The organism is Echinicola jeungdonensis (genome assembly GCF_030409905.1).
Classification (GTDB): Bacteria; Bacteroidota; Bacteroidia; order Cytophagales; family Cyclobacteriaceae; genus Echinicola; species Echinicola jeungdonensis.
Genome location: NZ_JAUFQT010000002.1, coordinates 1,041,258 through 1,067,915, shown reverse-complemented (window position 1 = coordinate 1,067,915; position 26,658 = coordinate 1,041,258). Strand labels below are relative to the sequence as shown.

At 36.6% G+C, this 26,658-nt stretch carries 22 protein-coding genes; 15 read left to right on the top strand and 7 right to left on the bottom strand.

The window, feature by feature from the left end; genetic code table 11:
• Nucleotides 1-513 precede the first annotated feature (513 nt).
• From QWY93_RS17855 to QWY93_RS17835, 5 genes are all read left to right on the top strand, one after another.
• Nucleotides 514-939, top strand: a complete 426-nt coding sequence (locus tag QWY93_RS17855) for a hypothetical protein (RefSeq protein ID WP_290249771.1) — start codon at nucleotides 514-516, stop codon at nucleotides 937-939.
• A gap of 605 nt (nucleotides 940-1,544) precedes the next feature.
• Complete coding sequence (locus tag QWY93_RS17850) at nucleotides 1,545-2,282, top strand: electron transfer flavoprotein subunit beta/FixA family protein (protein ID WP_290249770.1); 738 nt, start codon at nucleotides 1,545-1,547, stop codon at nucleotides 2,280-2,282.
• Nucleotides 2,283-2,316: 34 nt separating this feature from the next.
• The gene (locus tag QWY93_RS17845) at nucleotides 2,317-3,282 is read left to right on the top strand and encodes an electron transfer flavoprotein subunit alpha/FixB family protein (RefSeq protein WP_290249769.1); all 966 of its coding nucleotides are present in this window, start codon (nucleotides 2,317-2,319) and stop codon (nucleotides 3,280-3,282) included.
• Nucleotides 3,283-3,288: 6 nt separating this feature from the next.
• On the top strand, nucleotides 3,289-3,897 hold the full coding sequence (locus tag QWY93_RS17840; RefSeq protein ID WP_290249768.1) for a bifunctional nuclease family protein: 609 nt from the start codon (nucleotides 3,289-3,291) through the stop codon (nucleotides 3,895-3,897).
• Nucleotides 3,898-4,230: 333 nt separating this feature from the next.
• The gene (locus tag QWY93_RS17835; protein WP_290249767.1) at nucleotides 4,231-5,517 is read left to right on the top strand and encodes a NupC/NupG family nucleoside CNT transporter; all 1,287 of its coding nucleotides are present in this window, start codon (nucleotides 4,231-4,233) and stop codon (nucleotides 5,515-5,517) included.
• Between the two features lie 56 nt (nucleotides 5,518-5,573).
• On the opposite strand, the gene QWY93_RS17830 is transcribed toward QWY93_RS17835, so the two are convergent.
• Nucleotides 5,574-6,011: a peptidylprolyl isomerase gene (locus QWY93_RS17830; protein ID WP_290249766.1), complete on the bottom strand. Its 438-nt coding sequence runs from the start codon at nucleotides 6,009-6,011 to the stop codon at nucleotides 5,574-5,576.
• Nucleotides 6,012-6,230: 219 nt separating this feature from the next.
• Between QWY93_RS17830 and QWY93_RS17825 the strand changes: the two genes are divergently transcribed.
• On the top strand, nucleotides 6,231-6,500 hold the full coding sequence (locus QWY93_RS17825; RefSeq protein WP_290249765.1) for a hypothetical protein: 270 nt from the start codon (nucleotides 6,231-6,233) through the stop codon (nucleotides 6,498-6,500).
• A 58-nt stretch (nucleotides 6,501-6,558) separates the two neighbouring features.
• On the opposite strand, the gene pckA is transcribed toward QWY93_RS17825, so the two are convergent.
• Complete coding sequence (gene pckA, locus QWY93_RS17820) at nucleotides 6,559-8,160, bottom strand: phosphoenolpyruvate carboxykinase (ATP) (RefSeq protein ID WP_290249764.1); 1,602 nt, start codon at nucleotides 8,158-8,160, stop codon at nucleotides 6,559-6,561.
• A 392-nt stretch (nucleotides 8,161-8,552) separates the two neighbouring features.
• On the opposite strand from pckA, the gene QWY93_RS17815 reads away from it, so the two are divergent.
• Nucleotides 8,553-10,157, top strand: coding sequence for a peptide MFS transporter (locus QWY93_RS17815; RefSeq protein ID WP_379945306.1), 1,605 nt, complete (start codon nucleotides 8,553-8,555; stop codon nucleotides 10,155-10,157).
• Nucleotides 10,158-10,203: 46 nt separating this feature from the next.
• Here the strand turns inward: QWY93_RS17815 and QWY93_RS17810 are convergent, their stop codons facing one another.
• The 3 genes from QWY93_RS17810 to QWY93_RS17800 all read right to left on the bottom strand — a co-directional run bounded on the left by QWY93_RS17810 (nucleotide 10,204) and on the right by QWY93_RS17800 (nucleotide 11,181).
• Nucleotides 10,204-10,350 carry a hypothetical protein gene (locus QWY93_RS17810; protein WP_290249763.1) on the bottom strand — a complete coding sequence of 49 codons (147 nt, stop codon included), beginning with the start codon at nucleotides 10,348-10,350 and terminating at the stop codon, nucleotides 10,204-10,206.
• 123 nt (nucleotides 10,351-10,473) lie between these two features.
• Nucleotides 10,474-10,707, bottom strand: a complete 234-nt coding sequence (locus tag QWY93_RS17805; RefSeq protein WP_290249762.1) for a hypothetical protein — start codon at nucleotides 10,705-10,707, stop codon at nucleotides 10,474-10,476.
• 117 nt (nucleotides 10,708-10,824) lie between these two features.
• Nucleotides 10,825-11,181, bottom strand: coding sequence for a response regulator (locus tag QWY93_RS17800; RefSeq protein ID WP_290249761.1), 357 nt, complete (start codon nucleotides 11,179-11,181; stop codon nucleotides 10,825-10,827).
• Nucleotides 11,182-12,371: 1,190 nt separating this feature from the next.
• On the opposite strand from QWY93_RS17800, the gene QWY93_RS17795 reads away from it, so the two are divergent.
• From QWY93_RS17795 to QWY93_RS17760, 8 genes are all read left to right on the top strand, one after another.
• A complete protein-coding gene (locus tag QWY93_RS17795; RefSeq protein WP_290249760.1) occupies nucleotides 12,372-13,745 on the top strand; it encodes an undecaprenyl-phosphate glucose phosphotransferase in 1,374 nt (457 codons plus the stop codon).
• Nucleotides 13,746-14,340: 595 nt separating this feature from the next.
• Complete coding sequence (locus QWY93_RS17790) at nucleotides 14,341-14,748, top strand: hypothetical protein (protein WP_290249759.1); 408 nt, start codon at nucleotides 14,341-14,343, stop codon at nucleotides 14,746-14,748.
• Nucleotides 14,749-15,030: 282 nt separating this feature from the next.
• Nucleotides 15,031-15,894, top strand: coding sequence for a polysaccharide lyase family 20 protein (locus QWY93_RS17785; protein WP_290249758.1), 864 nt, complete (start codon nucleotides 15,031-15,033; stop codon nucleotides 15,892-15,894).
• A 294-nt stretch (nucleotides 15,895-16,188) separates the two neighbouring features.
• Nucleotides 16,189-17,313, top strand: a complete 1,125-nt coding sequence (locus QWY93_RS17780) for a polysaccharide lyase family 20 protein (RefSeq protein ID WP_290249757.1) — start codon at nucleotides 16,189-16,191, stop codon at nucleotides 17,311-17,313.
• A gap of 92 nt (nucleotides 17,314-17,405) precedes the next feature.
• The gene (locus QWY93_RS17775; protein ID WP_290249756.1) at nucleotides 17,406-18,431 is read left to right on the top strand and encodes a polysaccharide lyase family 20 protein; all 1,026 of its coding nucleotides are present in this window, start codon (nucleotides 17,406-17,408) and stop codon (nucleotides 18,429-18,431) included.
• 101 nt (nucleotides 18,432-18,532) lie between these two features.
• Entirely contained in the window at nucleotides 18,533-20,062 is a 1,530-nt protein-coding gene (locus QWY93_RS17770) for a polysaccharide lyase family 20 protein (RefSeq protein WP_290249755.1), read from the top strand.
• Between the two features lie 101 nt (nucleotides 20,063-20,163).
• Nucleotides 20,164-22,326, top strand: a complete 2,163-nt coding sequence (locus QWY93_RS17765; protein ID WP_290249754.1) for a polysaccharide lyase family 20 protein — start codon at nucleotides 20,164-20,166, stop codon at nucleotides 22,324-22,326.
• A 666-nt stretch (nucleotides 22,327-22,992) separates the two neighbouring features.
• Complete coding sequence (locus QWY93_RS17760) at nucleotides 22,993-23,835, top strand: class I SAM-dependent methyltransferase (RefSeq protein WP_290249753.1); 843 nt, start codon at nucleotides 22,993-22,995, stop codon at nucleotides 23,833-23,835.
• A gap of 71 nt (nucleotides 23,836-23,906) precedes the next feature.
• Here the strand turns inward: QWY93_RS17760 and QWY93_RS17755 are convergent, their stop codons facing one another.
• A complete protein-coding gene (locus tag QWY93_RS17755; RefSeq protein WP_290249752.1) occupies nucleotides 23,907-24,878 on the bottom strand; it encodes a polysaccharide deacetylase family protein in 972 nt (323 codons plus the stop codon).
• A 78-nt stretch (nucleotides 24,879-24,956) separates the two neighbouring features.
• Nucleotides 24,957-26,597, bottom strand: a complete 1,641-nt coding sequence (locus QWY93_RS17750; RefSeq protein WP_290249751.1) for a GNAT family N-acetyltransferase — start codon at nucleotides 26,595-26,597, stop codon at nucleotides 24,957-24,959.
• Nucleotides 26,598-26,658: the final 61 nt, after the last annotated feature.

The following is a 26,658-nucleotide window of genomic DNA, read 5'->3' as shown; positions in this document are numbered from 1 at the left end:
AAATTCAATTATTGATTTGATGTTCAATATCTATTTGGTTTTTTTTTCTTAGTAAAAAGGGATTTTAATCTGATTCTAGTAGTTATGGGACTTAAAATGTCCTTTTATGAGAAAAAATGGTTCATAGAAATATTGTGAATATTTGTTTTTACTTATAACTGGCTGTTTTTAGTTAGTGTTATAGGTTTGTTAATTGGAAAATGATAAACGTGCTGTTTTTGGTAATTATTGGTGTATATGGTACCTTGTAGTAATCAAAAAGTAAATATTTTTACAAATGAATATAACTACAACATAAAAATTGAATATTCGTTTCGTGTTTATATATAAAAATGAAAAAAGAAAAGCTATATTTAAGTGAGTTAAATGGAAACTGACAAAGTTGACTATTATTGGAAGACAAGAAGTCAAATGTCTTAATTGCCCAAAGAATAAACATTTTAATTTGAAAAAGTTAAATCGTTGGTTTTCAGTATTGTTAATTATTAGATTTCAAAACAAAAAAGAAGAAAAATGAACGTAAAGGAATTTATCAAAACCTATGGTGATTTGCCAACCACTGATTCTCCATTTATATATGTGGACGAAGAAGGTAAAAAGTATAGTAGTGTAGAGGAGGCTTATAGGGCCGGAAAGCAAGTTACTATTAAGAATACCAAAGATGCAGCCCTACAAGAGCTTGCTGAATTGGGTATTGAAAAAAAGGGGGATGCCAATAAGTTCGTTGAGCTTGTGGAATTTTTATATGGAAAATCTCCTTTAAAAAAAACCAGTAAGCGAGGTAGGAAAACATATACTGAAAAAGATAAGGAAGTTATTCTTAAAGAATGGGAAGAAGCAGATAACCAAAGTGTATCCAAATCCGAATTTTGCAGGGATAAAGGGTTGGTTTATCAAACTTTTATCAAATGGCTTAAGGATGCTGAATCCAATAAGTGATTCCCAAAATTTATTAAGAATATAAAAGGTGCAGAAAAACTGCACCTTTTTTTATTTATTGATTATTGAAGCCTTATTTCAATGAATTAAGTTGTTTTCTTAATTTAATTACCTGAACTGATCTGTATTGAAAGGAGCCTGGTGCAATCCAACTGTAATTGAACTGGGGGTTTTTTTGTTATATTGCTTTTAAATGATTTAGTAAGGAGTAGTTTTGGAGAAAATTTATTTCAGGCTGAACATTTGATTTTTGGTATTTTAAAATCCAAAAATAATTTCCCTGATTCATTCAAACCCAGGGTTTGGGAAGATAACTAAAATCAATCCATTCAGGATAGTTTAATCCCCTCCTTTTTTTTATTTTTGGCCTTATTAAAAAAATCATCTTTTAACAGATAAAACCTAAAGATTAGCAAATCAAACGTGGGCAAATTGGCCAATATGAATTTCAATAATTGGCAAAGTTGCTTCAAAAAAAACAGGTCAGTTTTATAGCAGGGGAAATTCATGGTTTTTTCCTCTTATTCTCAAATAAAACAACTGATAAAATATTAGTTTAAATAATTGATTTTCTGAATTTTATAGCAAAAACATAATATATCTATATGAAAATTCTTGTTTGTATTACCCATGTACCGGATACAACATCTAAAATTCAATTTACCGATAACAATACAAAATTCGATAAAACAGGTGTTCAATTTGTCATTGGCCCCTATGATGACTATGCCTTGGCTAGAGGAGTTGAATTAAGAGATGAAACGGGCGGAAGTCTTACAGTTTTGAATGTAGGGGAAGCAGAGACTGATCCCACCTTAAGAAAAGCCTTAGCCATCGGTGCTGATGATGCCATTCGGGTGGATGCATTTCCTAAGGATGCTTTTTTTGTCGCTCAACAAATTGCCCATTACGCCAAAGAAGGAAATTATGATTTGATCCTGATGGGTAGAGAGTCCAGTGATTTTAACGGTGGTATGGTTCATGGTATGGTCGCTGAAATATTGGATATGCCATCCATTTCTCCGGTTATGAAAATGGATATTGAAGGGGATGTGGCGAAATTGGCCAGAGAAATAGAAGGAGGAAAAGAATATTTGGAAGTGAAATTACCGTTTGTTGCTGGATGTCAGGAGCCCATTGCAGAATGGAAAATTCCTAATATGCGGGGTATTATGTCTGCCAGATCAAAACCTTTAAATGTAGTAGAAGTGGTGTCTGAAGAAGCTTCAACCGATACCATAGGGTATGAACTGCCTCCAGCCAAGGGTGAAGTTAAGTTGATAGATAAGGATAATGTTGAAGAGTTGGTTAACCTTTTAAAAAATGAAGCCAAAGTGCTTTAATTTTGCTTTTATAAAATTTTAAATTCAGAATATTATGTCCATTTTAGTATATATAGAGCACGACGAGGGAGCAGTAAAGAAAACTTCATTGGAAGCCGTTTCCTATGGGAAAGCATTAGGTGAAAAGGAAGGGAAATCGGTGACAGCGGTTGCATTAGGTAAAATTGATGACGCTGAGTTAACCAAAGTAGGTTCCGCAGGAGCGGATAAGGTGTTGCATGTAGCCGATGAGAAGTTAAGTGCAGGGGTGATCCAAGCCCATGCAAATGCTGTGGCCAAAGCATATGAAAAAGAAGGTGCTAACACCTTGGTATTGGCAAAGTCTTCTTTGGGGGATGCTGTTGCAGCTAGGTTGGCTGTTAAATTAAAAGCTGGGCTGGTTTCCAATGTAGTGGATCTTCCCGACACAAACTCAGGTTATAAAGTAAAAAGAAGTATTTATACTGGAAAAGCTTTTGCCATAACAGAGGTAAATACCGATAATAAAATTTTGGCGGTAAAGAAAAATGCCGTAAGCTTAAGGACAGATGGTCCAGATGCCAAAGTTGAAAAATTGGAAGTTGAACTTTCCGAATCTGATTTTTCTGCAAAAATAACCTCAACTGATAAAGCTACAGATGAAATTTCACTTCCTGAGGCGGATATCATCGTTTCCGGTGGTAGGGGGTTAAAAGGAGCAGAAAACTGGGGCATCATAGAAGACTTGGCCAAAGCTATGGGGGCTGCTATGGGGTGCTCCAAGCCTGTTTCAGATAGTGGCTGGAGACCTCACCACGAGCACGTAGGCCAAACTGGGGTAAAAGTTGCGCCAAGCCTATATGTGGCTGTTGGAATTTCAGGGGCGATTCAGCATCTTGCAGGAGTCAATGCTTCTAAATATATTGTAGTTATCAATAAGGATCCGGAAGCACCCTTTTTCAAATCTGCTGATTATGGAATAGTGGGAGATGCTTTTGAGGTTTTACCCAAATTAACTGAAGCGATAAAAGCGATAAAGTAAAAACTTGTGGAAAACACCGTAGAACTAGAAATACTAGGTTTATCATCCAACCATTCACAATCTGGGTCTTTTACCTTGGTAATGGGAGAAATGGCTGGCACAAGAAGGCTTCCTATAGTTATAGGGATGTTTGAAGCCCAAGCCATAGCCATTGAGATCGAAAAGATTGTACCCAATAGGCCCATGACTCATGATTTGTTTAAGTCCTTTGCGGCCAATTTTAATTTTACTATTGATCATATTTTAATTTCAGATATGCGGGAGGGGGTATTTTATGCAAAAATTGTCTGTAAGGAAGGAGATAAGACTTCTGAAATTGATGCCAGGCCTTCCGATGCAATTGCCATTGCTGTAAGGTTTGATGCCCCCATATTTTGCATTCAAAAGGTAATGTCCGAGGCAGCTATTGAGTTCAATGAAGAAGAAGAAAAGAAATCTGCGGAACCAAGTGCTTCCTCCAAGTCGGGCAAAACCGCTTCCTCCGGCAGTAAACATGAAAGCTCTTTAAAGGATTTTAGCCTTGAAAAGCTAAACCAAATGTTGGAGAGGGCAATCAATAGTGAGGATTATGAAAGGGCAGCAAGAATACGGGATGAAATAAACCGAAGAAACTAATATTCGAAACCTGGGGCAAAGCTCCGGGTTTTTTTTCATTTATTATTTTCCATTACGTAGGCTCCTTGACCCCTTGAATTTTAAGGGCAGGAAAAAATGGCCTTTTCATTTAAACAGTAAAGCAAAAAAATTATTGAACTTCAACAGCGTTACCATATAGCAGCTGCAATTTTTTTGGACCAAAAAAATATTTAATTTTCATTATCCGGTTACTTTTTAACTTTGAAGATTTGAAATCTTCAATATGATCTTGATTCCAAGGAAATTATTACCTTATATTTCCCAAATTTAATTCTAAAAAAATAATAGGAGCTTTTTGACTATCAATTAATTATGGATTTTATACGAGGTGTTTTTGGTGTAATCATCCTGTTAGGGTTTGCTTTACTTTTTTCTTCTGCCAGGAAGAAAATAAATTGGAGGCTGGTAGGGGTAGGGGTGGCTCTTCAAGTGATATTTGGTTTGTTGATTACTAAGGTGGGTTTTGTGGCGAGGTTTTTTACTGCAATCAGTCGAGGTTTTGTCAAAGTGCTGAGCTTTTCCCAAGATGGGGCGGAATTCCTTTTTGGGGATTTGGCTACGGATACTTATGGGATGATCTTTGCATTTCAGGTATTGCCTACCATTATCTTCTTTTCCACCCTTTCAGCAGGTTTGTATTACCTGGGAATATTGCAAAAATTGGTTTATGCCATTGCCTGGGTGATGGCAAGGACAATGAGGTTGACAGGTGCAGAAAGCCTTTCTGCTGCCGGTAATATCTTTTTGGGACAAACAGAAGCACCACTACTGGTTAGGCCTTTTATTGCTTCCATGTCCCGCTCTGAGTTGATGTGTTTGATGACCGGAGGAATGGCTACTATTGCCGGGGGCGTGTTGGCTGCCTATGTTTCGTTTTTGGGAGGTGATAGTCCCGAAGAGCAAAGTAAATTTGCAGCTTATTTGCTTGGGGCCAGCATAATGAATGCCCCTGCGGCTATTGTAATGTCCAAAATTATCGTTCCAGAAAGTCACCCTGATAAGTTGAATGATGATTTGGTGGTCAATGAGGAGGAGCTTGGGGTAAATTTGATTGATGCCCTTTCCAAAGGGGCTGCAGATGGTTTAAAATTAGCACTGAATGTTGGAGGAATGCTATTGGCTTTTATAGCGCTGATAGCAGCTCTGAATTATTTGCTATCTGGAATAATTGGGGATTTGACCGGCTTAAATCAAATGGTAAAAGAAACCACCCAAAACCAATTTGATGGATTCTCTCTAGAATATATTTTTGGCCAGATTTTTAGAGGATTTGCCTGGGTCATGGGGGTAGAATGGAAAGATACTCTTCAAGTTGGATCCCTTTTAGGGCAAAAAACGGTGATCAATGAATTTATTGCCTATTCTGGGCTTTCAGAAATGAAAGCAGCCGGTCAATTGTCGCCCAAATCCATCATTATCTCCACCTATGCCCTTTGTGGCTTTTCCAATTTTAGCTCTATAGCAATCCAAGTTGGGGGAATCGGAAGTATTGCTCCCAACCAACAGGGGAACCTTTCCAGGTTGGGATTAAGGGCATTATTAGCAGCAACCTTGGCTTGTATGATGACAGCCACTATTGCTGGGACCTTGTTGGAATAAAAAGACCAGAAATAAATCCCGGCCTTTTCTAATGAATTATTAAAGATAATTTCTTTTTAATCTTCACTAATGATGATTTTCTCGATTTTATCACCTGGTCTGATTAGGTCGATTACTTCTAAACCTTCGGTGACTTTTCCAAAGCAGGTATGGTTTCTGTCCAAGTGCTGGGTGTTTTGACGGCTGTGACAAATGAAAAATTGGGAACCTCCAGTATTTCTCCCTGCATGGGCCATGGAAAGGACACCCCGGTCGTGGTATTGGTTGTCACCACCTAGTTCGCAATCAATATGGTACCCTGGGCCTCCAGTTCCATCACCTTTAGGGCATCCTCCCTGGATGACAAAATTGGGGATAACCCGGTGAAAAGTAAGTCCGTCGTAAAATCCTTTTTTGGATAAGCTTACAAAATTATCCACGGTATTAGGTGCATCTTTTTCATAAAAAGTCACCTTCATGGTACCTTTTTCTGTGATGATTTCAGCAGTTTTCATGATAAATGATGGAAATATGGTTTATGTATTTGGGCTTGTTCGATTGCCTAGGGCAATAAGCGCACCCATACGATTTATTTTCCGCAAAGATAATAAATCTGGCCCACCGGATAATTAATTTTTTCTACTCTGCAAATTCCGAATCGTTTCCATATCATACCCAAAGGTTTAAATATTTTACAATTTTCATTATATTATAGTAAACAAACTAATTTAACCATGAATGACAGAGAAAAATTAGAAAAAATGGATAGGGCCTTAAGGTTATTGGATGATTTACGACACAGCCAGGTAGCTTTGATTGAAAAGGCCTCCCAACTTCAGCTTTTTGCCATGGAATTTAATTTTTCCAACATGGAAAAAAACATGGGTGAACTTTATTCCAGGTACAGTGATTCTCTTGAGATGTTAAACGAAGAATTAGAGAGGTTTGATATTCGAAGGAACAAGTTTGAGCACGAAAAACATTTGGATAGGCCTCAGGAATAAATATGGGATACATAAAAAGCGGTTCAAAACTGAACCGCTTTTTAATTTTTGAACTGTTTTATGTATGTGGGGCTCCTGAAAGGATGGTCTCATTTGCATATGCTTTATATTGTTCAAAGTTTTTCAAAAATGAATTGATCAAATGGTCTGCTTTCTGGTCATAGGCTTTTTTGTCTTCCCAGGTATTTTTTGGATTTAGTAGTTTATCGGGCACCTGGGGGCAATGCTGAGGAACGGCAATTTCAAATTTTTCGTGGGGGCGGTATTCCACATGGTCCAGTTCACCATTTAAAGCCGCATGGATCATTGCACGGGTATATTTCAATTTTATCCTTGATCCCTTTCCATAGGGGCCTCCAGTCCATCCCGTATTGACCAACCAAACATTGGCATGGTGGGTCTCCATTTTTTGCCCAAATAATTCTGCATATTTAGTAGGGTGCAGCGGTAAAAATGCTGCCCCAAAACAAGCAGAAAAGGTAGTTTGTGGTTCTGAGATTCCCACTTCAGTTCCTGCTACCTTGGCGGTGTAACCAGAAATAAAATGGTACATGGCCTGAGCTTTGTTTAATTTGGAAATAGGTGGAATCACTCCAAAAGCATCTGCTGTTAGGAAGAAAATATTGTGTGGAACTTCTCCGGTGGAAGGGATTGCAATGTTTTTAATGTGATGGATAGGGTAGGCGGTCCTGGTGTTTTCAGTAACTGACTTATTGGTATAATCTACCCTTCTGGTGTCAGGGTAAAACCTGGTATTTTCCACTATTGCTCCAAATTTTATGGCATCCCAAATTTCGGGTTCTTTTTCTCTTGTTAGATCAATTACCTTGGCATAACAGCCTCCTTCAAAATTAAATATATCTTCCTCGGTCCAGCCATGTTCATCATCCCCGATTAGTTTTCTTTTTGAATCTGCAGAAAGGGTGGTTTTTCCAGTTCCAGAAAGGCCGAAAAAGATGGCAGTGTCTTTGTCCTTGCCAATGTTGGCAGAACAGTGCATGGAAAGGACATTTTCCTTCAGGGGTAAGGTGTAATTCAATACCGAAAAAATACCTTTTTTGATTTCTCCGGCATAAGCACTTCCCCCTATTAAAATAATGTTTTTATTGAGGTTGATTATAGTAAAATTTTCTCCTCTGGTTCCATCAACAGCGGGGTTTGCTTTAAATTCAGGAGCACAGATGATGGTGAAATTTGGGTTGAAAGATTTTAACTGTTCTGTTGTAGGCCGGAGGAACATATTATAGCAAAATAAGTTTTGCCATGCATGGGTGTTGTAGATCCTTAAATCTAATTGGTATTTTGGATCTGCTCCCGCTATGGCATCTCGGACATAGACCTTTTTATCCTCTAAAAATTGAAGCATTTTTTCGTAAAGTCCTTCGTATTGCTCTGTTGAGATGGGTTTGTTGATTTCTCCCCACCAAATGGTATCAGTGGTGATTTCATCCTTAACAATAAACCGGTCCTTGGGGGACCTTCCAGTAAATTGGCCCGTGTCGGCCATCAGAGCTCCAGTATCAGTTAGCACCCCTTCATTGTTCCGAATTGCTTCTTCGATAAGGGCTTCTGGGGGGAGGTTGGTTAAAAATTGCTTTGCTTTTTCAACCCCTAAAGCATTAGGGTTGCCCCTTGAGTTTTTGGTCATTAAATCTTGCATAGCTTACTAAAGTTATTTGGGTTTTTATAAAATATTCCTATAAACAAATATAAACGAATTTATACTCTGACCTATTTTTTCAGCTTAAAAAAGTGCAAATTCAATCGATTTCGGAGGGGTTTTTAAGGATGGGCTGAGAAAAGTTGGTTTTGGTATATGAGGTGTTTTTGAGGGCATCGTTGTCCGATGTATGGTGCAAGTATTAATCAAAGAGAAAAGTGTAAAGAGCGCTTTACTTTTTACTTCACATTATATTTACGGTGGTGATCGGTTTTGTAATTGGATTTAACCAAATATTCGGAAGTAGAATCAGATCCTTTGATAAAACCAAATAGGTTTAAAATGAAAAATTCTTTTATCATTGTATATCACTAATACTAAATTTTCAGATCATGACCGATAATTTAGGATTTGAAAGCCACGAAAAAGACTTGCAAAAAAAAGCCTATCCGGAAGAAATACAGGGGCCCAAATTATTTGGCCATCCCAAAGGTCTGATGACCCTGTTTTTTACTGAGATGTGGGAACGTTTCAGTTTTTATGGTATGCGGGCTTTATTGATATTATTTATGGCTTCCCCTGTGGTTGATGGAGGGCTTGGTTTTGGAGATAAAACTTCCGGGGCTATTTACGGGCTTTACACTATGGGGGTCTATTTGTTAGCCTTGCCGGGAGGTTGGTTTGCTGACAGGTTATTGGGGCTAAAAAAGTCCGTTTGGTATGGTGGGCTTATCATTGCCTTAGGGCATTTTACCATGGGGGTACCGGGAATTTGGGGATTAATAAACTCATCATTTGAAGAGTCCGCAGTAGTTACCCGCTTAGATACTACTTGTTTTTTCCTGGGACTGATATTTATTGTTGTGGGAACTGGCTTGCTTAAGCCCAATATTAGCTCAATAGTAGGGCAGTTATACCCTGAGGGAAGTGCCAAAAGAGATGCAGGTTTTTCTATTTTTTATATGGGAATCAATATTGGGGGATTTTTGGCGCCATTGGCCTGCAGTACCTTTGCTAAAATTGATTGGCACCTTGGATTTGGGCTTGCAGGATTTGGAATGGTGCTAGGGTTGATTCAATATAAATTAAGTGGTAAATATTTGGAGGGAAAAGGAGAGTTAAAAAAATCCAAATCACCTCAGGAAATTAGAGCTAGAAAAAAATTGGTCAACACCTCCATCTTGGTATTGGCAGGTGTTGCCTTTTTGTTATTACTGATGTTTCAAGGAATTATTCCAGTCAATGCTGCGGCCATTGCTGAAGCTTCTTTTACTTTTATTGCTATTGTTGCTTTTTTGTATTTTGGCTTTTTGATTTTTTTTGGAGGCCTAAATTCCGATCAAAAGAAAAAAGTTGGAGTGGTGGCAATTTTATTTGTTTTTTCTGCCATTTTTTGGTCTGGGTTTGAGCAAGCTGGTTCTACCTTGAACCTATTTGCAAAGCGTTTTACAGACCGGCAAGTCCTGGGCTGGGAAATTCCGACCGGATATTTTCAATCAGCCAATTCCCTGTTTATTATCATTTTTGCCCCTTTGTTTGGAGCCATGTGGGTTTGGTTAGCAAGGAAGCAATTGGAGCCCAGTTCTCCTTTAAAGTTTGCTTTTGGACTGTTGCTTTTGGGGATGGGGTTTTTGGTGATGTATTTTGCTGCTAAAATTGCAGCTTCAGGACATTTGGTAGCTCCAACCTGGCTGTTGATTACTTACCTGCTCCATACTTTTGGGGAATTGAGCTTAAGTCCGGTTGGATTAAGTTTAACCACCAAATTAGCACCTAAAAAGTTTGAGGGACAAATGATGGGCATGTGGTTTTTATCGATTGCCTGTGGAAACTTGGTTGCTGGGATAATTGCAGGAAAAGCCAGCGGGGGGAGCAAAACGGCCTTGGAAGCTATGCCCGGTCAATATTTCTTAATTGTAAGCACTGTAGTAGGGGCAAGCTTAGTCCTTTTTATTTTAAGTAAACCTATAAGAAGGCTTATGGGGAATGTACATTAAAAAAAGGAGGTGACCTGGTCACCTCCTTTTTCTATTTCAGTGAAAATTATTTTTTCTTACTGTTTCCTTTAAAAAGGGTGTTTCTGATATCCATGGTAGAAAGGCCCGCACCTAATCCGATAAGGATACAAACAATTAACAGGAACAATTCGGCACCCGAACCAAGTGGGGAATTAAATATATCTAATAACATATGATAGAAAATTTTAAGAATCCATTTTGGTTGCTAATTTAATACCATGTAGGTTTTTGACAAAGCCCAACCCATAAAAAAAACAAGGTTACCTTCAAAAAGGTAACCTCTGGAGTTTAAATTTTAGTCCAATTCATCATTATAAGCTTCAAAGTCATCGTCCTCAAAATCATCCTCATCAATATCTTCTAGCTCATAATTGGCAAAATCCTCATCTTCCAGTTCACCTTCGTCTTCCAAATCAAAGAATTCTCCATCAATTTCTTCTTTGAACGCTGTATCATCCTTATCAAATTCCAAATTGAAATCGTCAAATTCTTCGAATTCTTCATAATCGTTTTCAGGGTCCTTCACCATAATAATTCCTGTTGAAATGGTTAGTATTAGTAGGGATTTACTGGGCTAAATACGATAAAAAAATCAAATAACTCAATAGGTGGGATGTGAAAAAATCAAAAAAAAAATAAGTGGTCATTAATTAAAAATATGACTAATATATTTGTTAATCATGGGTTTGGAAAGGTATTGCTTTACTTGGGAATAGTCATTGGCCCGGTTGATATCTCTTTGGTCTAATGAACTGCTTAGAATATATATTTCGGGAGAGGTTTTTCTTGGGGAAAACTGCTCCAGGAATTCCCAGCCATTCATTTCTGGCATATTCAAGTCCAGGAATAAATAATTGGGACTAATATTGTAAATTCTTTTTAAAGCATCTGCAGCTTTTTCAAATTTATAGATTTGGAAAGGTTCATGGAGATATTTGGATATCAGTTTTTCGGTAATAAACGTACTGATGGGATCATCATCAATTAACACTATCTTCAACATTAAATGCGAAATAAGTTATTTGAAATTCATTTTTGTTGGTTTAAATGTATGGATAATTTTTTTATTTGCACAATTTATTTTAAGAAATACGCTAACTGTCTGATTTTTAGTATGTTTTTTTTGATGTTTCGAGAATCAGGAAGTTGGTTGACAATAAATTGCCTGAAATCCCTGTTTTTTCAAAAATGTTTATGAAGTAATTTTCCTATCAATTGAGGGACAATGTCTTCCAGGATATGGGGGAGAGTTTGTCTGATTTCCCTTAAGGAAAATGAGGGAATAGGTCTGGTTATTCTTAATTCCTTTGGATGATTTCTGGGTGGATTTTATTGAATTTTGAAAAAAATTAGTTTTTAGGTTCAAATAATTACCTCCTCAATCAAGAGAGACAAGGTTCAAATTTGACCTTGGTTTTTTTCTTATTAACCCGATTAAAAGAGGAGAAGAAGATGATCTTTTGAAAAAATATGGAAGGATAAATGAGCGTTTTTTTTTTTGGGGATAAAGTTCGTTTTACCTTTCAACCTTAAAATTTACTGTTTAATATATTTTTCCCCATATGATGAATTTTTTATACATATAATAATGTGAACATGGGATAAAATGCCTTTTTTTTATGTTTAGAAAATAGGTTGAATTACCAAGGGGAATAAATGCTTTTAAAGGTTGTTGTTTTTAGAGAATAAGGTTACAAATATAATAAGGGGAGATTGGTTTGATGACAGAGAAAAAACGGATTATGCCTAATAGGAGTTTAGGTAATAATAGGGATTGAAAATAATCTGGGTGAAATTATTTAGAACCTCTAAAAATGTGATTCGAATTAAAAAAATTGTTTTTTGGTTGCAATTGACCTTGAAATCGGTTAAATTGTTTAGTTCGATAAGTTGTTGAAAAACAGTTGGTTATGTTGTTTTAGGTTGTGTATGAAAGAGATAAAATTGTAAGTGAATGGGTTTAATTTTACAGTGAATGGGATAAATATTAATAAATTAAAAGTTTGGTGAGATTCATAAGAAAAAAGCTGTAATCACCTGTCTATTCAATTTTATTTCTTATGGTTGAAGAGTGAAAATATCTTCTTGGTTGTATCATGTTTTTGCCAATAATATTCTTTAAGTAAAGGTTTATTGGAACTTGTTATAAGATTAATATAGGATATATTATTTGAAATTTTTGCCACTAATGTTATGGACAATTCTAATAAATTTGTTTCAGGTTTATTACTTGTTTGGGATGTGATCACCCTAAGTCTTACATTCCTGCTTTCGATTTCATTATTTAAGGAAAACAGTTTCCAGGTGATGGATTGGTTGGTGTTCTTTGGGCTTACCACTTTATGGTTTGTGATTGTATTGAGTAGGAAACTTTATTTGTCTGACATGGGTCAGGATGTCAGTAGCAGGATTGTCAATTTTCTGAAATCATGTATTATTCTAATCGTGCTTTTTGGATTGACTTACCTGATATTTACTTTTCCCCCTAATTTTAGGAATGCTGTCATTGCCTTTTCTATTGGTTTTCCTTTGCTAGGGGTGACTACCAACTTTATTATCATCAGCTTGATTAACCGATGGGGTAATAATGGAAACAGGCACAAGGATGTGTTGGTGACTGGAATGGGGAATATGGTAAATCAAGTAAACCATTATTTTAATGGCCACCCAAATCTAGGGTATAATATTAAGGGGTTTGTTAAGTACAGTGAAAAATCAACGGATAATGATGCTCAATATGTAAGCGATATCAGTCATATCGGGGATTATATGAATGAGAACCATGTTGATGAGATTATTGTAGCGCTGCCCATAAAATGCTCAAAAAAAATAAAATCCATCCTAAAAACTGCCGATTATCACGGGGCTAGGGTGCGATTTATTCCCGATTATAAAGAGGTGCTTGGGGAAGATTATAAAGTAATCCGTCATGGAAAAATTGATATGATCAATGCCCGTCAAATGCCTCTTGACAATAAATTATCTAATTTTATCAAAGAATGCTTTGATTGGTGTTTTTCAAGTTTGGCATTATTGTTTTTGGCCCCACTATTTTTGATTATTGCCATTTTAATAAAAATGGATTCTACAGGTCCGGTATTTTACTGTCCGGTCCGGATTGGTAAAGCGGGTAGGCCTTTCAGGGTATTTAAATTTAGGACGATGGTGACAAATGATAATGCTGGAATTTCTTCTACTCAATTTAATGACCCCAGGATTACAAGGGTTGGTAAGATTTTGAGAAAATACAGCATAGATGAATTACCCCAATTTGCTAATGTCTTTTTTGGTGAAATGAGTGTTGTAGGTCCCAGACCACACCGAAGTTACTTAAATCAACAATTTCAAAAAGCTGTAGATAAATATATGGTTCGGCATTATTTTAAGCCAGGGATTACAGGTTGGGCCCAGGTTAATGGATGGAGAGGTCCTACAGAAACTCAGGAACAGAAACAACAAAGGTTTCGACATGATCTATGGTACTTGGAGAATTGGTCTTTGTGGCTGGATATCAGGATAATATGGTTAACTATATTCGGTAAAAAAACTCATTCAAAAGCATTTTAATTTGGGTTGAAAAATTTAATCTGTAATAATAATTGTTTGGTATATATAATTTTGTAAATTTGTCGTTCAAAATTACTCTTCACGTATTCTTTAGTTCTAAACGACAAAACGAGTTTTTATAAATGTAATTTTTACACCAATTGTAAAAGTCTCTCTACAATTTGAGGAAAAATTCCACACATTATCGTTTTAGTTTTGATTGAATCTTATCAGTCAATTTCCGCTGTTTTTTTATTAAAAATTTAGAAATCAAAATTGATTTCTTTTTTTATTTTAATCATTTACAAAAAACTTAAGTTCATTTATTTTTCACCAAAAAGTATCTAAAATTTTATTTATTGGTATCATTATTGGGTATTCCCAAATCAAAATCACATAAATATTTAAGGTCTTGAGACGTCTCTAAATTCGGAAAAATTAAAGGAACTACTTAATCAACCTGTTTATGAATCATAGAAACAAAGGTCGCCCAAAAGCTTTTGGCAGGATTAAATTAGCCAACCAAAAATAAATTCTGCCAAGAAAAAAAAATGATAAAAGGAATTCAATTGAATTCCTTTATAATATAAGCCACCACCTATAAGAATAAATCTTAATGAAATTTAAACTTCCTCAAGGGAGGCCCCTTTATTACTGCGTCCAATCGGGTACTTCCTCCAATTTTTGGAAAATTTTAGATGCAGAAAAACATAAAATTGTTGTAGGGACCCAGGAATTGTTAAGGGTTGCCAAAGAATTTTCAGAAATTTTGCGTTTTGATATCACTTTTCTCAAAAGTGATTTATTGCCCGGTTTTCAGGTGCAATTCCCTAAGGAACAATCTTTTGATAATATTTTAAATCCTGATTTGAAATCTGACCCTGTGGGTCGGCTTAAATTGGGGAGTAGTAAAGCACTGGTTCAGGATCATGGCCTAAAGGGCTTTTTCCATGTAAAACCATCTTTCAAGATGAAGTTCCAAATCCTTTTATTTCATAAGGTAAGGGTGTGTAATCTGCTTTAAACCAGATTCATTACCCCATGCATAATGTTGCGCCTTAATCTTTCAACAAGAAAGTTTTCACCTTTTTAAAGGAAGGAGAATGGGTTGTCATGCATTCATGTATGAATTTGAAATGAGGTGAAGGGTATCCTGATCGATTCCTTTTTCCCTCTAGTATGGATGGGTAACGGTTAATCCAATTTTAGGAATCTGGTTTTTAGTGTGTTTTATATTAAAACAAAAATTATTCGTTTAATTATATTAATTCAGTATTGGTAAATGTCTCACTTTGTAAAAATTAAAATGCTAGGCCTTCATTTATTGGTAAGTATTATTATTTGTTCTTGTGATTTGATTGCAGGTGGAAAAGAGGAAGCACTTCCAGATTCTCAAGTGCTTGAGGTTGATGAGAAGGAAGTTGCTGCTCAGATGGTTGAAGAGGGTGATTCCATACCTTCTGGGGTAAATGGGAGCAGGGAATCAGAAAACCTTATATACAAAGTGACTTTTGAGGAAGAGGAACCATTAGAAGATTTTCATAGGCAGTTTGGAACCGATCATGCTTTTTCAGTGAGTTCCCAACCGGCTTATCAGGGTAAATATTCTGGCAGGTTTGAATTGCGGGATTCCGATCCGATGACAAGTAATGGGACCCGTTCAGAAGTGCTTTTTCCTGAACAAGATCATAATGAAAGGTGGTATTCATTTAGCCTGTATTTGCCAGCTGATGATTTTAAAATTGACAGCAATAATGACATTATCAGTCAATGGCACCAAGGGAGTGGCTCTGGTAGTCCAACCACAACCCTGAGAGTGGAAGATGATCGCTTCTTTTTGAAAAGTGGACCAAAGAAAGCAGAAAGGGTGGATTATGATATTGCTGAAGTCCAAAAAGATACCTGGAATAATTTTGTAATTCACATTGTCCATTCCTCTGGGGAAGATGGCCTTGTAGAACTCTGGTTCAATGGGGAGAAAGTTTTGAACATCAAAGGGGGGAACATGGATAAAGATTTTGGACTTCCAAGGTGGAAAATAGGAATTTACAAAGATGATTGGAATTACGATGAAACTACTGATACAGATCATAGAGTAATGTTTTTTGATAATGTCCTGATGGGAAATGAAAAGGCGACCTATGAAGAAATGTCAAGTAGCGGATTTTAGGCAGTATAATTATATAAAGTCAAAGGAGGTTTTTGAAGATAGATAAAGATCAAAAAATTGATTTTTAAAACTGGAAATGCGGAAAATATAATCACCTCCGATTAATCGTCATAAAGTAGTGTAGTGAAATAGAAATGTCCAAAAAATGGAGCATTATGGGGATTTTATGTGTCAATAGTATCAAAAAAATACTTGAATAATATTAAAAAAACAGAATATAAAAAATTAAATAGTATTAATAATAAAATAAAACCAAACTCAACCGATAAATAAATTAATAAACTAAAACTTTCAATGAAAAATTTAAAAATCAACCTTAAAAATGTAATTGCCCTATCTGTTATGGGGGCTGTATTTTCTTCTTGCGATTTGGTAGATTCTGAGGAATCCAACATGGAAAACGAAGCATTTTATAGTGCTACGGCCTCCTCTAACTTGATTTATTTTGAAACATTTGAAGACAGCGACCCGCTTTCCTTTGCCCATCACCAATATTCAGAAGATTACTCTTTCGGAAGAGCTCAGGATCCGGTATTTGAAGGCAACTATTCTGGTCGTTTTGAATTAAGGGATGATGATGAAATGGCTTCCAATGGAACCAGATCAGAAGTGTTGTTCCCTGACCAAGACCACAATGAAAGATGGTATTCTTTTAGCCTTTATTTGCCATCTGATGGATTCAAAAAAGATAGTAACAATGATATCATTAACCAATGGCACCAAGGAAGTGGATCAGGAAGCCCTACAACAACCTTGAGAATAGAAGATGATCGCTTCTTTCTGAAAAGTGGACCTACGAAAGAAGAAAGAGTGGATTATGACATTGCAGCAGTTCAAAAAGATACTTGGAATGAATTTGTTTTCCATATTATTCACTCGGGTGACAGCGATGGACTGGTAGAGGTATGGTTAAACGGCGAACAAGTGCTTAACATCAAGGGTGGAAACTTGAACAAAAACTATGACCTTCCAAGATGGAAAATTGGTATCTACAAAGATGACTGGAATTACGATGAGACCACCGATACGGATCTAAGAATTATGTATTTTGATAATGTACGGATGGGAGACGAAAATGCCTCTTTTGAAGATATGACCTCTCTCGTTGCTACAAGTTCAGGTGAAACTTCCACAACTGATTCCACTACAGACAGTACTGATTCCACTACAGACAGTACTGATTCCACTACAGACAGCACTGATTCTACTACAGACAGCACTGATTCCACCACGGACAGCACTGATTCCACTACAGACAGTACTAGTTCCACTACAGACAGTACTGATTCCACTACGGACAGCACTGATTCCACTACGGACAGTACTGATGACAGTACCTCTTCAGTAGAAATTTTTGAAGCAGGTAATTCTGGTAAAAAAATCAAAGGTGAAGCCAAAGGGCACGAAAAAAACAAATAATTGAAAGAATGAAGTAAACAGTTCCCTTTGAGGGTGCTGTTTACTTTTTCTAACCTATAAATATTCAATGTGGAACATTTAGGAGAGAATTCATGAATATCCTTATGACCAACCTAAGAAACATAATAACCGCCTTCCTTTTAGGTGTAGTCATTTCGGCATGTGATGTTTCGGGATTAGAAGAATCAAATCTAGAAAGGGAAGAAATATATAAGGCAACTAGTTCGGCCAATTTAATTTTTTTGGAAAACTTCGAGGAAAGTGATCCATTTTCCTTTGCCCACCTCCAATATTCAGAAGATTACTCTTTTGGAAGATCCCAAGACCACGTGCTTGAAGGAGACTATTCTGGTCGCTTTGAATTAAGAGAAGATGATGAAATGGCCTCCAATGGAACGCGCTCGGAAGTGTTGTTCCCTGAACAAGACCACAATGAAAGATGGTATTCTTATTCTCTATACCTGCCTACGGAAGGTTATGAATTTGATAGTAATTATGACATTATTAGCCAATGGCATCAAGGAAGTGGATCAGGTAGCCCCACAACCACCTTTAGAATTGAGGATGGTCGGTTTCAATTGGAAAGCGGCGATCATCAAGACAATAGGGAGTATTATGATATTGCCGCGGTAGAAAGGGATACATGGAATGAATTTGTGTTTCATATTGTGCATTCTTCCGGAGATGATGGATTGGTAGAGATCTGGATGAATGGCGAAAAAGTGTTGACTCTCTATGGAGGCAATATGGATAAGGATTTTGATCTTCCAAGATGGAAAGTAGGGATATATAAAGATGATTGGAACTATGATGAAACAACAGATACCGATCTGAGAATCCTTTATTTTGACAATGTACGGATGGGAGATGAAAATGCCACTTTTGAAGAAATGACCTCAATTGGAGCTACAAATTCAGATGAAACCACCGATACTGATTCCACAACAGACAGTACGACCACAGCCAGCCCTGATGACAGTACCACTACTAATAGTACTGATGACGATACCACCACAGCCAGCACTGATGGTGAATCCACCTCAGTAGAAGTTTTTGAGGCAGGTAATTCTGGTAAAAAAATCAAAGGTGAAGCCAAAGGGCACGAAAAAAATAAATAATAGAAAAGATGAAGTGAAAAGTACTTGATAAGAGTACTGTTTGCTTTGCCTTCTTTAAGGTGATATCTCAATTAAAACAGAAAAATATAAAGATACAATTAATGAATTTTCTTAACACCAACCTAAGAAATATCATGGCTGCTTCCCTTATAGGAGTAGGTATGTCTGCATGTGATATTTCGGGATTAGAAGAATCAAATCTAGAGAGCGAAGAAATTTATAAGGCAACAAGTTCTGCCAATTTAATTTATTTTGAAAACTTCGAGGATAGTGACCCGCTTTCCTTTGCCCATCACCAATATTCGGAAGACTACTCCTTTGGAAGAGCCCAAGACCCAGTATTTGAAGGAGCTTATTCCGGTAGGTTTGAATTAAGGGATGATGATGAAATGGCCTCAAATGGGACCAGGTCAGAAGTGCTGTTCCCTGAACAAGATCATAATGAAAGGTGGTATTCCTTTAGCCTTTATTTGCCTTCTGATGGATATAAAAAAGATAGCGACAATGATATCATTAACCAGTGGCACCAAGGGGGTGGATCAGGAAGTCCCACAACAACCTTGAGAATAGAAGATGATCGCTTTTTCCTTAAAAGTGGACCTACGAAAGAAGAAAGAGTGGATTATGACATTGCAGCAGTTCAAAAAGATACTTGGAATGAATTTGTTTTCCATATTATCCACTCTGGTGACAGTGATGGGTTGGTAGAGGTATGGTTAAACGGCGAACAAGTGCTTAACGTCAAGGGCGGAAACTTGAACAAAGACTATGATCTTCCAAGATGGAAAATTGGTATCTACAAAGATGACTGGAATTACGATGAAACTACCGATACAGACCTAAGAATTATGTATTTCGATAATGTCCGTATGGGTGATGAAAACGCTTCATTCGAAGATATGACTTCAGGGGGAACCAGCACTAGCTCAGATATAGAAGAAGAGCCTGTAACCGAAAGTGATGATAGTACAACTCCAACCGAAGGAGTAGGGCTTACCCTGATTAATACCAGTTCTGATGAGCCTATTGGCCAGTTTGGCACCGGAGCGTTGATCACTGCTAAAAGCCACCGTCTATCCATAGTCCCTGAATTTGGTGCAGATCAACCTTCATCTGTTCAATTTGAATTGAGTGGGCAGGATAATAGAACTTCAGAAGATGATGAATATCCATTTGCCTTAAACGGGGATGATGGAAATGGTGACTTCTGGTATGGGGAAGGATTATACCCAGGTGATTATGAATTGGTAATAACCCCTTATGAGGATGGAGTGGCCCGGGCTTCTCTTACCTATACTTTTACAATTGAGGAAGGGGATGAAAATATTATAACTGAGGAAGGTGTATATGTTACAGAAGAAACAACAAGCACCGTAATTGAGGAAGAAGAAATCACTGACGACAGTTCCTCTACAGATAGCACCACTGATGATGGTTCTACCACAGACAGTACCACTGATGATGGTTCTACCACAGACAGCCCTGATGACAGTACCACTAATAATAGTACTGATGACGATACCACCACAGACAGCACTGATGGTGAATCCACCTCAGTAGAAGTTTTTGAGGCAGGTAATTCTGGTAAAAAAATAAAAGGTGAAGCCAAAGGGCACGAAAAAAATAAATAATAGAAAAGATGAAGTGAAAAGTACTTGATAAGAGTACTGTTTGCATTGCCTTCTTTAAGGTGATATCTCAATTAAAACAGAAAAATATAAAGATACAATTAATGAATTTTCTTAACACCAACCTAAGATACATCATGGCTGCTTCCCTTATAGGAGTAGGTATGTCTGCATGTGATGTTTCGGGATTAGAAGAATCAAATCTAGAGAGCGAAGAAATTTATAAGGCAACAAGTTCTGCCAATTTAATTTATTTTGAAACTTTCGAGGATAGTGACCCACTTTCCTTTGCCCATCACCAATATTCGGAAGATTACTCTTTTGGAAGGTCTCAGGATCCGGTATTTGAAGGAGCTTATTCCGGTAGGTTTGAATTAAGGGATGATGATGAAATGGCTTCCAGTGGAACCAGGTCAGAAGTGTTGTTCCCAGATCAGGACCACAATGAAAGATGGTACTCTTTTAGCCTTTATTTGCCATCTGATGGATTTAAAAAAGATAGTAACAATGATATCATAAACCAGTGGCACCAGGGAAGCGGATCCGGTAGTCCCACAACCACATTGCGTGTAGAAGATGATAGATTCTTCCTGAAAAGTGGACCAACCAAGGAAGAAAGGAAGGATTATGATATTGCAGCAGTTCAAAAGGACACTTGGAATGAATTTGTAATCCATATTATCCACTCCGGTGACAGTGATGGTTTGGTAGAACTCTGGATGAATGGAGAAAAAATGCTAAATATCAATGGGGGCAATTTGAACAAAGACTATGACCTTCCAAGATGGAAAATTGGTATCTACAAAGATGACTGGAATTACGATGAGACCACTGATACTGACCTTAGGGTTATGTATTTTGACAATGTCCGCATGGGAGATGAAAATGCCTCATTTGAAGAAATGTCTACCCTGGGAGGAGTCAGTTCTAGTTCAGATTTAGAGGAAGAACCTGTACTGGAAAATGATGTGGATGATAGTACAACATCAACTGAAGGAGTAGGCCTTACCTTGATTAATACCAGTTCTGATGAGCCTATTGGGCAATTTGGAACCGGAGCTTTGATCACAGCTAAAAACCACCGGTTATCAATTGTTCCAGAATTTGGTGCAGACCAACCTTCTTCAGTTCGGTTTGAATTGAGTGGGACAGATAACAGAACTTTAGTGGATGATGAATTTCCATTTGCTTTGAATGGGGATGATGGAAATGGAAATTTCTGGTATGGAGACGGTTTGTATCCCGGTGATTATAAGTTGGTGATTACTCCATATGATGATGAAGTTGCCCGAGAACCCCTTACTTATACTTTCACTATTGAAGAAGGTGAGGATAATATTATTACTGAAGAAGGGGTATATGTTACCGGTGAAACCACTAGCCCTGTAATTGAAGAAGAAGAAAGCACTAGCCCTGTAATTGAGGAAGAAGAAAGTACTTTATCACCTTATGAAACAGAATTCCCAATCAATTACCTTACATTGATCAATACCAGCTATGATGAGCCTGTGGATAATTTTAATTCAGGTGCTCTAATCATTGCCAAAGATCACCGTTTATCCATAGTTCCAGAATTTGGAACAAATCGACCTACCTCAGTTCAATTTGAATTGAGCGGGGCAGATAACCGGATTGCTGTTGATGATGAATTTCCATTCGCCTTGAATGGAGATGATGGGAATGGAGATTTCTGGTATGGAGATGGTTTGTATCCTGGTAATTATGAATTGGTGATTACACCATATAATAATGGAGTTGCCCAGGAGTCTATTACTTATACCTTCACTATTGAAGCCGGAGAAGAAAATTATATTACTGAAGAAGGAGGATATGTTGCAGGAGAAACGACAAGCTCCGTAGAAGAGGAGGAAAGTACCACTTCTGAAAGTTTAGGTTCCCCCATCAATTACCTTACTTTGATGAATACAAGTCCTGATGGAACTATTGGTAATTTCTATTCAGGAGACCACATCGTTGCCGAAGATCACCGGCTTTCGATTGTTCCAAATTTTGGATCTGAACAACCTGCTGAAGTGAAGTTTGAACTTAGTGGAGAGGATAATCGAAGCAGTATTGATGATGAATATCCATTTGCCTTGAATGGAGATGATGGGAATGGAGATTTCTGGTATGGAGATGGTTTGTATCCTGGAGATTATGAATTAATAGTAACTCCATATTATGAAGTGAATGGAGAAAAAGTTCCTGGAACCTCTACAACGTTTACTTTTACCATTAGTGAAGGAAGCGAAAATTATATCAAATAATTATTGATATTCATTTTTTCATGGGATGGTTAGTCTTTGTAATCAAGGATTAATCATCCTTTTTTTTAATATTCCTGACATTTTTATATAAACCGGTTGCCTTTCAAAAAGCATTGCATATTCCTTAAATCTTTCTGATCATTTCGGAAATTTTATGCAGGTTAGCTATTCCAGGAAAGAATATATTTTAGTAAAAAATAGGTTTAATAATAAAAAAAAACTCCCTTTTTTAAGGGTAATAATTCTGAAAATTTTATGGGTATTTTGGAAATATTCCTGTAATCTCCAAAACCAAGAAGAGTACTACTTATTCATACGTATCCTCACAAGGCTTTAGATTGGCTCGAATTGTTCTGATTGAATTTCTCAATTAATTGATTTTATCTATAAATTTTTATTGCTGAAAAGAATGAGGGAAATCTGTAATTTATTTGTGTAGGAAATTGTCCTCTAAAAAGATATAAATGAAATGGTAATGTCCACTTGATTCGATTTCCTGATTCTCTGTCAAAATCTAAACCTATTGTTGTAATGTGAAGAATGTCAGGTATTTAACATTGAAAAAAAATGTTTTAAAATCACTGTTTTGTAGATCTGTTTTTGAATGTTGTCCTTTGATTTTTGTATATTGTATTATGAATTTCTCTGCTAAACCAAAACCACTGCATGATGTTGAAATTGAAAAAAAAACTCCCTCCCAACCGGACATATGAGCAGATTTTAAATCACTATTTGGTTGAAAAATCGATTTCAGATAGGCTGAGGAAATCTAATAGGGAACAGAGACAGGAAATCCTTGGCTCTATGTACGATGAATTGTTCAGTAAAGTACCTGATCACTCCAGGTTGACAAGAAGAAATTCAGAACAATTAACTGCACAAGCTAATAAGGAAAAATTACGGCTTATTAAGAAGTTTTTAAATGAAGATTTGATATTCGTGGAATTTGCTCCCGGGGACTGCAGGTTTGTATATGAGGTGGCTAAATACGTAAAATTTGCTTATGGTATAGATATTTCTGATCAACGAGATTCGAAGGAAAATGCTCCAAAAAATTTTCAATTAATTGTTTATGATGGCTATAATCTGAACGATGTGGAAAGCAATTCTATTGATATCTTATTCAGTGATCAATTGATAGAGCATTTCCATCCGGAAGACACAGAGTTACATTTTAAGCTGGTACACCGAATTTTAAAAAAGGGTGGCAAATATGTGTTTCGGACTCCACATAGGTTAAGCGGCCCACACGATATTTCAGCCTATTTTTGTGATGAAGCAGAATGTTTTCATTTAAAAGAGTGGACCTATTCCGAAATTAAAGCTTTGCTAAAGGATCTAAATTATTCGGATTTTCTTACAAGGTGGAGGGGAAGCAGGATAGACGTAAGTTTACCTTATATTTATTTTGGAGCTTTGGAAAAAATTCTACCAATATTTCCTAAAAAATATATAAGAAAGACGGCCAAACGCTTGATTCCATCTCTATATGGGGTGGCTATTAAATAAGGGGCAATTATTACCATTAACAAGCAACAAATTGTAGAATCCAAGCTTGGAATTCCTAATTCAAAGATCCTTCAGACTGATTTGTTTTTATATTTGTATTCGGAATACACAACAGGCTGGTTGGAAAATATTGCTCTGAATTTATCCCTCAATGGTTGCCATAATCCCATAATCCTACAGATATTTTCTGCCTGGGAAGCCCCTTCCAAAAACGCAAACCTGGGAATGAGGTAGGGATTGGAAATATTGTGTGGATTGATTTTTTCAGGCTCACAAGTAAATGCTAACTGATAATCCAATTTTTTTAATATGGAAATTTCCCTGAAAGAATAGTCTCCATTGGGATAAGCAAAAGTTGTTATTTCTTTATTGGTCCAGCTTTCCAGTTTTTTTTTGGACAATTCCAGTTCTTCATATACTTGATTGTAAGAACAATTTGGTAAAATGGGATGAGTATGCGTATGTCCTCCAATATGGACATATTTTGACTTTGAAATTCGCTTTATTTGATCAATGTCCATAGCATCCCTGTAATTTTGACCATTGACATTGTCCTGCTTTAATTTTTCGATTTGAAATAACCTTTCCTCATTGGGTAATTTTTTTAATTCTTGGACAGAAGGGGCTTTATTAAAATGGTTTTTTTTTGCTTGTAATACTTTTGACCACCAATAAGTCCCATTTTCCACAGGCTCGGTAGAAACGAAAATGGTTATAGGAATTTCAAACTTTTCTGCCAGAGCCACCATATTTTTTTCGTTGTCTCTCCACCCATCATCCACGGTTATTATTACGGCCCCTTTGGGGATTTCCTGCTTTTTTTGGATGATTTGGGTCAGCTGTTGTGGTGTGATAAACTGAAAATTATTCTTTTTTAGCCAATTGATGGTGTTTTTAAATTCCTTATAGGAGGGGTCGTGGAAATAAATGCCCAAAATATAATTTCCTTGCAAAGCTTTATTCTTTGCTCTATTTACTGATCCGCTAATAATGAGACCATAGGCCATAATGGCTTTCAGAATGTTGGTTAGGGTAATCTTCATGGAATTGGATTTAATTATAAAAGTTTCAATTTATAGGGTGATTTTTCCATCAAAAAAATGATGACCAGATCGCTAAATTTATACCTCCAAAACCGGTTTTATTTCGAACCCTTCTATTTTATTTTGAAAGTAATCTTGGTTTGAAAGAATTAGGATGTTTTTATCCAAATTATGAGTAATACAATCTTTTATTGCCAATAGGGTTAAGGGCCCATTATTTTGGCCCTTAACCCTATAATAAAAATTATAAATTAGGCATGAAGGGGTTTTTATGTCCAGTTTATTAGATTTCTTTATTATGGATTGGGGTTGATGGGTTAGCCATACCAAAAAATCCAATTTGTTATTTTTGGTATAAGTATAAACTTGTTGCCCTTCCTCAAGGCGTTTCATACAATCCATCAAAAATGCCTGTTTGGTAACTAACTCTCCCTTAGGGTCATATTTCAATAAATCTTTTAGATTATTTTTCTCCAAATTAAGCCCATTTTGTTTTACCGAATCAAAGCCACCATTTTTTTCAATCTTCCAAAGATGACCTGATTCGGAGCTATTTTTATTAAGAAGTAGCTTTTTGAAATAAAAAATTGGGCCCTGCTTAATAATATGTAACCATTGTTGCTTTTTAAAAATAAAATTGGCTTTTGAAGATTTGAGGAACCTGTCACTATAACCCTTATTTTTCAACCCATCTTTTACCCATTTATTGATACCCTGTTTCCATTTTCGTTTAAGTATGGGTAATGGATGACCAATGGTCAGTTCATATGCCTCCTGATATTGGTTGGCTAACATACTTTTATAGGGATCAGCACCTGGAGTAAGGTCAAATACTTCAAAACCTTCTTTTTCTAATAATTGACCCAACATTAGGAAATGGAGGATTCCTGGAGAATGTTTAGCTTGGAAAGGAGAGTGGGTATTGATTCCTTGTAAGTGGACCCATTTATTTCCCATTACCCCCACATTAGAAGCGATTATCTCCTCATCAAGTTTAAGAAGGGTAACATGGAGTAAGCCTAATTGAAAAAGCTTAATTAAAAAAGGTTTTCTGAACGGATCATCCGAAAACAATTGATTTCCATACACTGCCCCTTTTCTAAAATCGCATTGGGTAATTAAATCATCTATTATATGGTCAAACAGGTTTTGATCGGTGATTCTCTCAAAATTCAATGCTCCCCGCCTTTTCAGGCGATTTACCTTTTCTCTTTTGTTTTTTTTCCCCAATTCACGGGACATGGCTTCCCCATCCGCCAAAAGTAACGGGTGGGGATGGGTTTTTAGAAGAGTTCGGTTTTTCCACTGCCTCAGGGAATTGAATTCCAGACCAGGGGTGGAATAGGGAAGGTATTTCAGGTGTATTCCATTTAAAGGCAGCTCATTCCATAATAATTGGATCGCTTTATGAACAAAATCAAGACAATTTTCATTTTGATAAATCCAAACCTGGTATTCCGCTTGGTCTGCACCAGCACCAATGATCCATCCCTTCTGATCCATCGCCAAAGGAAAGACTCCAGTTAAAATTCCCTCCTGATTTTCCAGAACCAAAACGGGTTGATATTGATCCTTATACAATTGGTACCAACTGGAAATAAATTCCCATTGCTGAAAGGCTGTAGCCCATTGGCATTGGCCAGCCAACCGGTTCCATTTACTTTTTATATCTGGATCAAAAAGGTAATCAAGGGCATTATTGCCCAAAAGTAATTTCATATTGATTTAATTCAATAATTCCTAGACAGGGAGGGTACTTGGAGATTATTAATAAACTTCA

Excerpts from the sequence above, each read along its gene's own strand:
- QWY93_RS17855 (WP_290249771.1), top strand. The coding sequence starts at position 514 with ATGAACGTAAAGGAATTTATCAAAACCTATGGTGATTTGCCAACCACT.
- QWY93_RS17850 (WP_290249770.1), top strand. The coding sequence starts at position 1,545 with ATGAAAATTCTTGTTTGTATTACCCATGTACCGGATACAACATCTAAA.
- QWY93_RS17845 (WP_290249769.1), top strand. The coding sequence starts at position 2,317 with ATGTCCATTTTAGTATATATAGAGCACGACGAGGGAGCAGTAAAGAAA.
- QWY93_RS17835 (WP_290249767.1), top strand. The coding sequence starts at position 4,231 with ATGGATTTTATACGAGGTGTTTTTGGTGTAATCATCCTGTTAGGGTTT.
- QWY93_RS17830 (WP_290249766.1), bottom strand. The coding sequence starts at position 6,011 with ATGAAAACTGCTGAAATCATCACAGAAAAAGGTACCATGAAGGTGACT.
- QWY93_RS17825 (WP_290249765.1), top strand. The coding sequence starts at position 6,231 with ATGAATGACAGAGAAAAATTAGAAAAAATGGATAGGGCCTTAAGGTTA.
- pckA (WP_290249764.1), bottom strand. The coding sequence starts at position 8,160 with ATGCAAGATTTAATGACCAAAAACTCAAGGGGCAACCCTAATGCTTTA.
- QWY93_RS17815 (WP_379945306.1), top strand. The coding sequence starts at position 8,553 with ATGACCGATAATTTAGGATTTGAAAGCCACGAAAAAGACTTGCAAAAA.
- QWY93_RS17810 (WP_290249763.1), bottom strand. The coding sequence starts at position 10,350 with ATGTTATTAGATATATTTAATTCCCCACTTGGTTCGGGTGCCGAATTG.
- QWY93_RS17805 (WP_290249762.1), bottom strand. The coding sequence starts at position 10,707 with ATGGTGAAGGACCCTGAAAACGATTATGAAGAATTCGAAGAATTTGAC.
- QWY93_RS17800 (WP_290249761.1), bottom strand. The coding sequence starts at position 11,181 with ATGTTGAAGATAGTGTTAATTGATGATGATCCCATCAGTACGTTTATT.
- QWY93_RS17795 (WP_290249760.1), top strand. The coding sequence starts at position 12,372 with ATGGACAATTCTAATAAATTTGTTTCAGGTTTATTACTTGTTTGGGAT.
- QWY93_RS17790 (WP_290249759.1), top strand. The coding sequence starts at position 14,341 with ATGAAATTTAAACTTCCTCAAGGGAGGCCCCTTTATTACTGCGTCCAA.
- QWY93_RS17785 (WP_290249758.1), top strand. The coding sequence starts at position 15,031 with ATGCTAGGCCTTCATTTATTGGTAAGTATTATTATTTGTTCTTGTGAT.
- QWY93_RS17780 (WP_290249757.1), top strand. The coding sequence starts at position 16,189 with ATGAAAAATTTAAAAATCAACCTTAAAAATGTAATTGCCCTATCTGTT.
- QWY93_RS17775 (WP_290249756.1), top strand. The coding sequence starts at position 17,406 with ATGAATATCCTTATGACCAACCTAAGAAACATAATAACCGCCTTCCTT.
- QWY93_RS17770 (WP_290249755.1), top strand. The coding sequence starts at position 18,533 with ATGAATTTTCTTAACACCAACCTAAGAAATATCATGGCTGCTTCCCTT.
- QWY93_RS17765 (WP_290249754.1), top strand. The coding sequence starts at position 20,164 with ATGAATTTTCTTAACACCAACCTAAGATACATCATGGCTGCTTCCCTT.
- QWY93_RS17760 (WP_290249753.1), top strand. The coding sequence starts at position 22,993 with ATGATGTTGAAATTGAAAAAAAAACTCCCTCCCAACCGGACATATGAG.
- QWY93_RS17755 (WP_290249752.1), bottom strand. The coding sequence starts at position 24,878 with ATGAAGATTACCCTAACCAACATTCTGAAAGCCATTATGGCCTATGGT.
- QWY93_RS17750 (WP_290249751.1), bottom strand. The coding sequence starts at position 26,597 with ATGAAATTACTTTTGGGCAATAATGCCCTTGATTACCTTTTTGATCCA.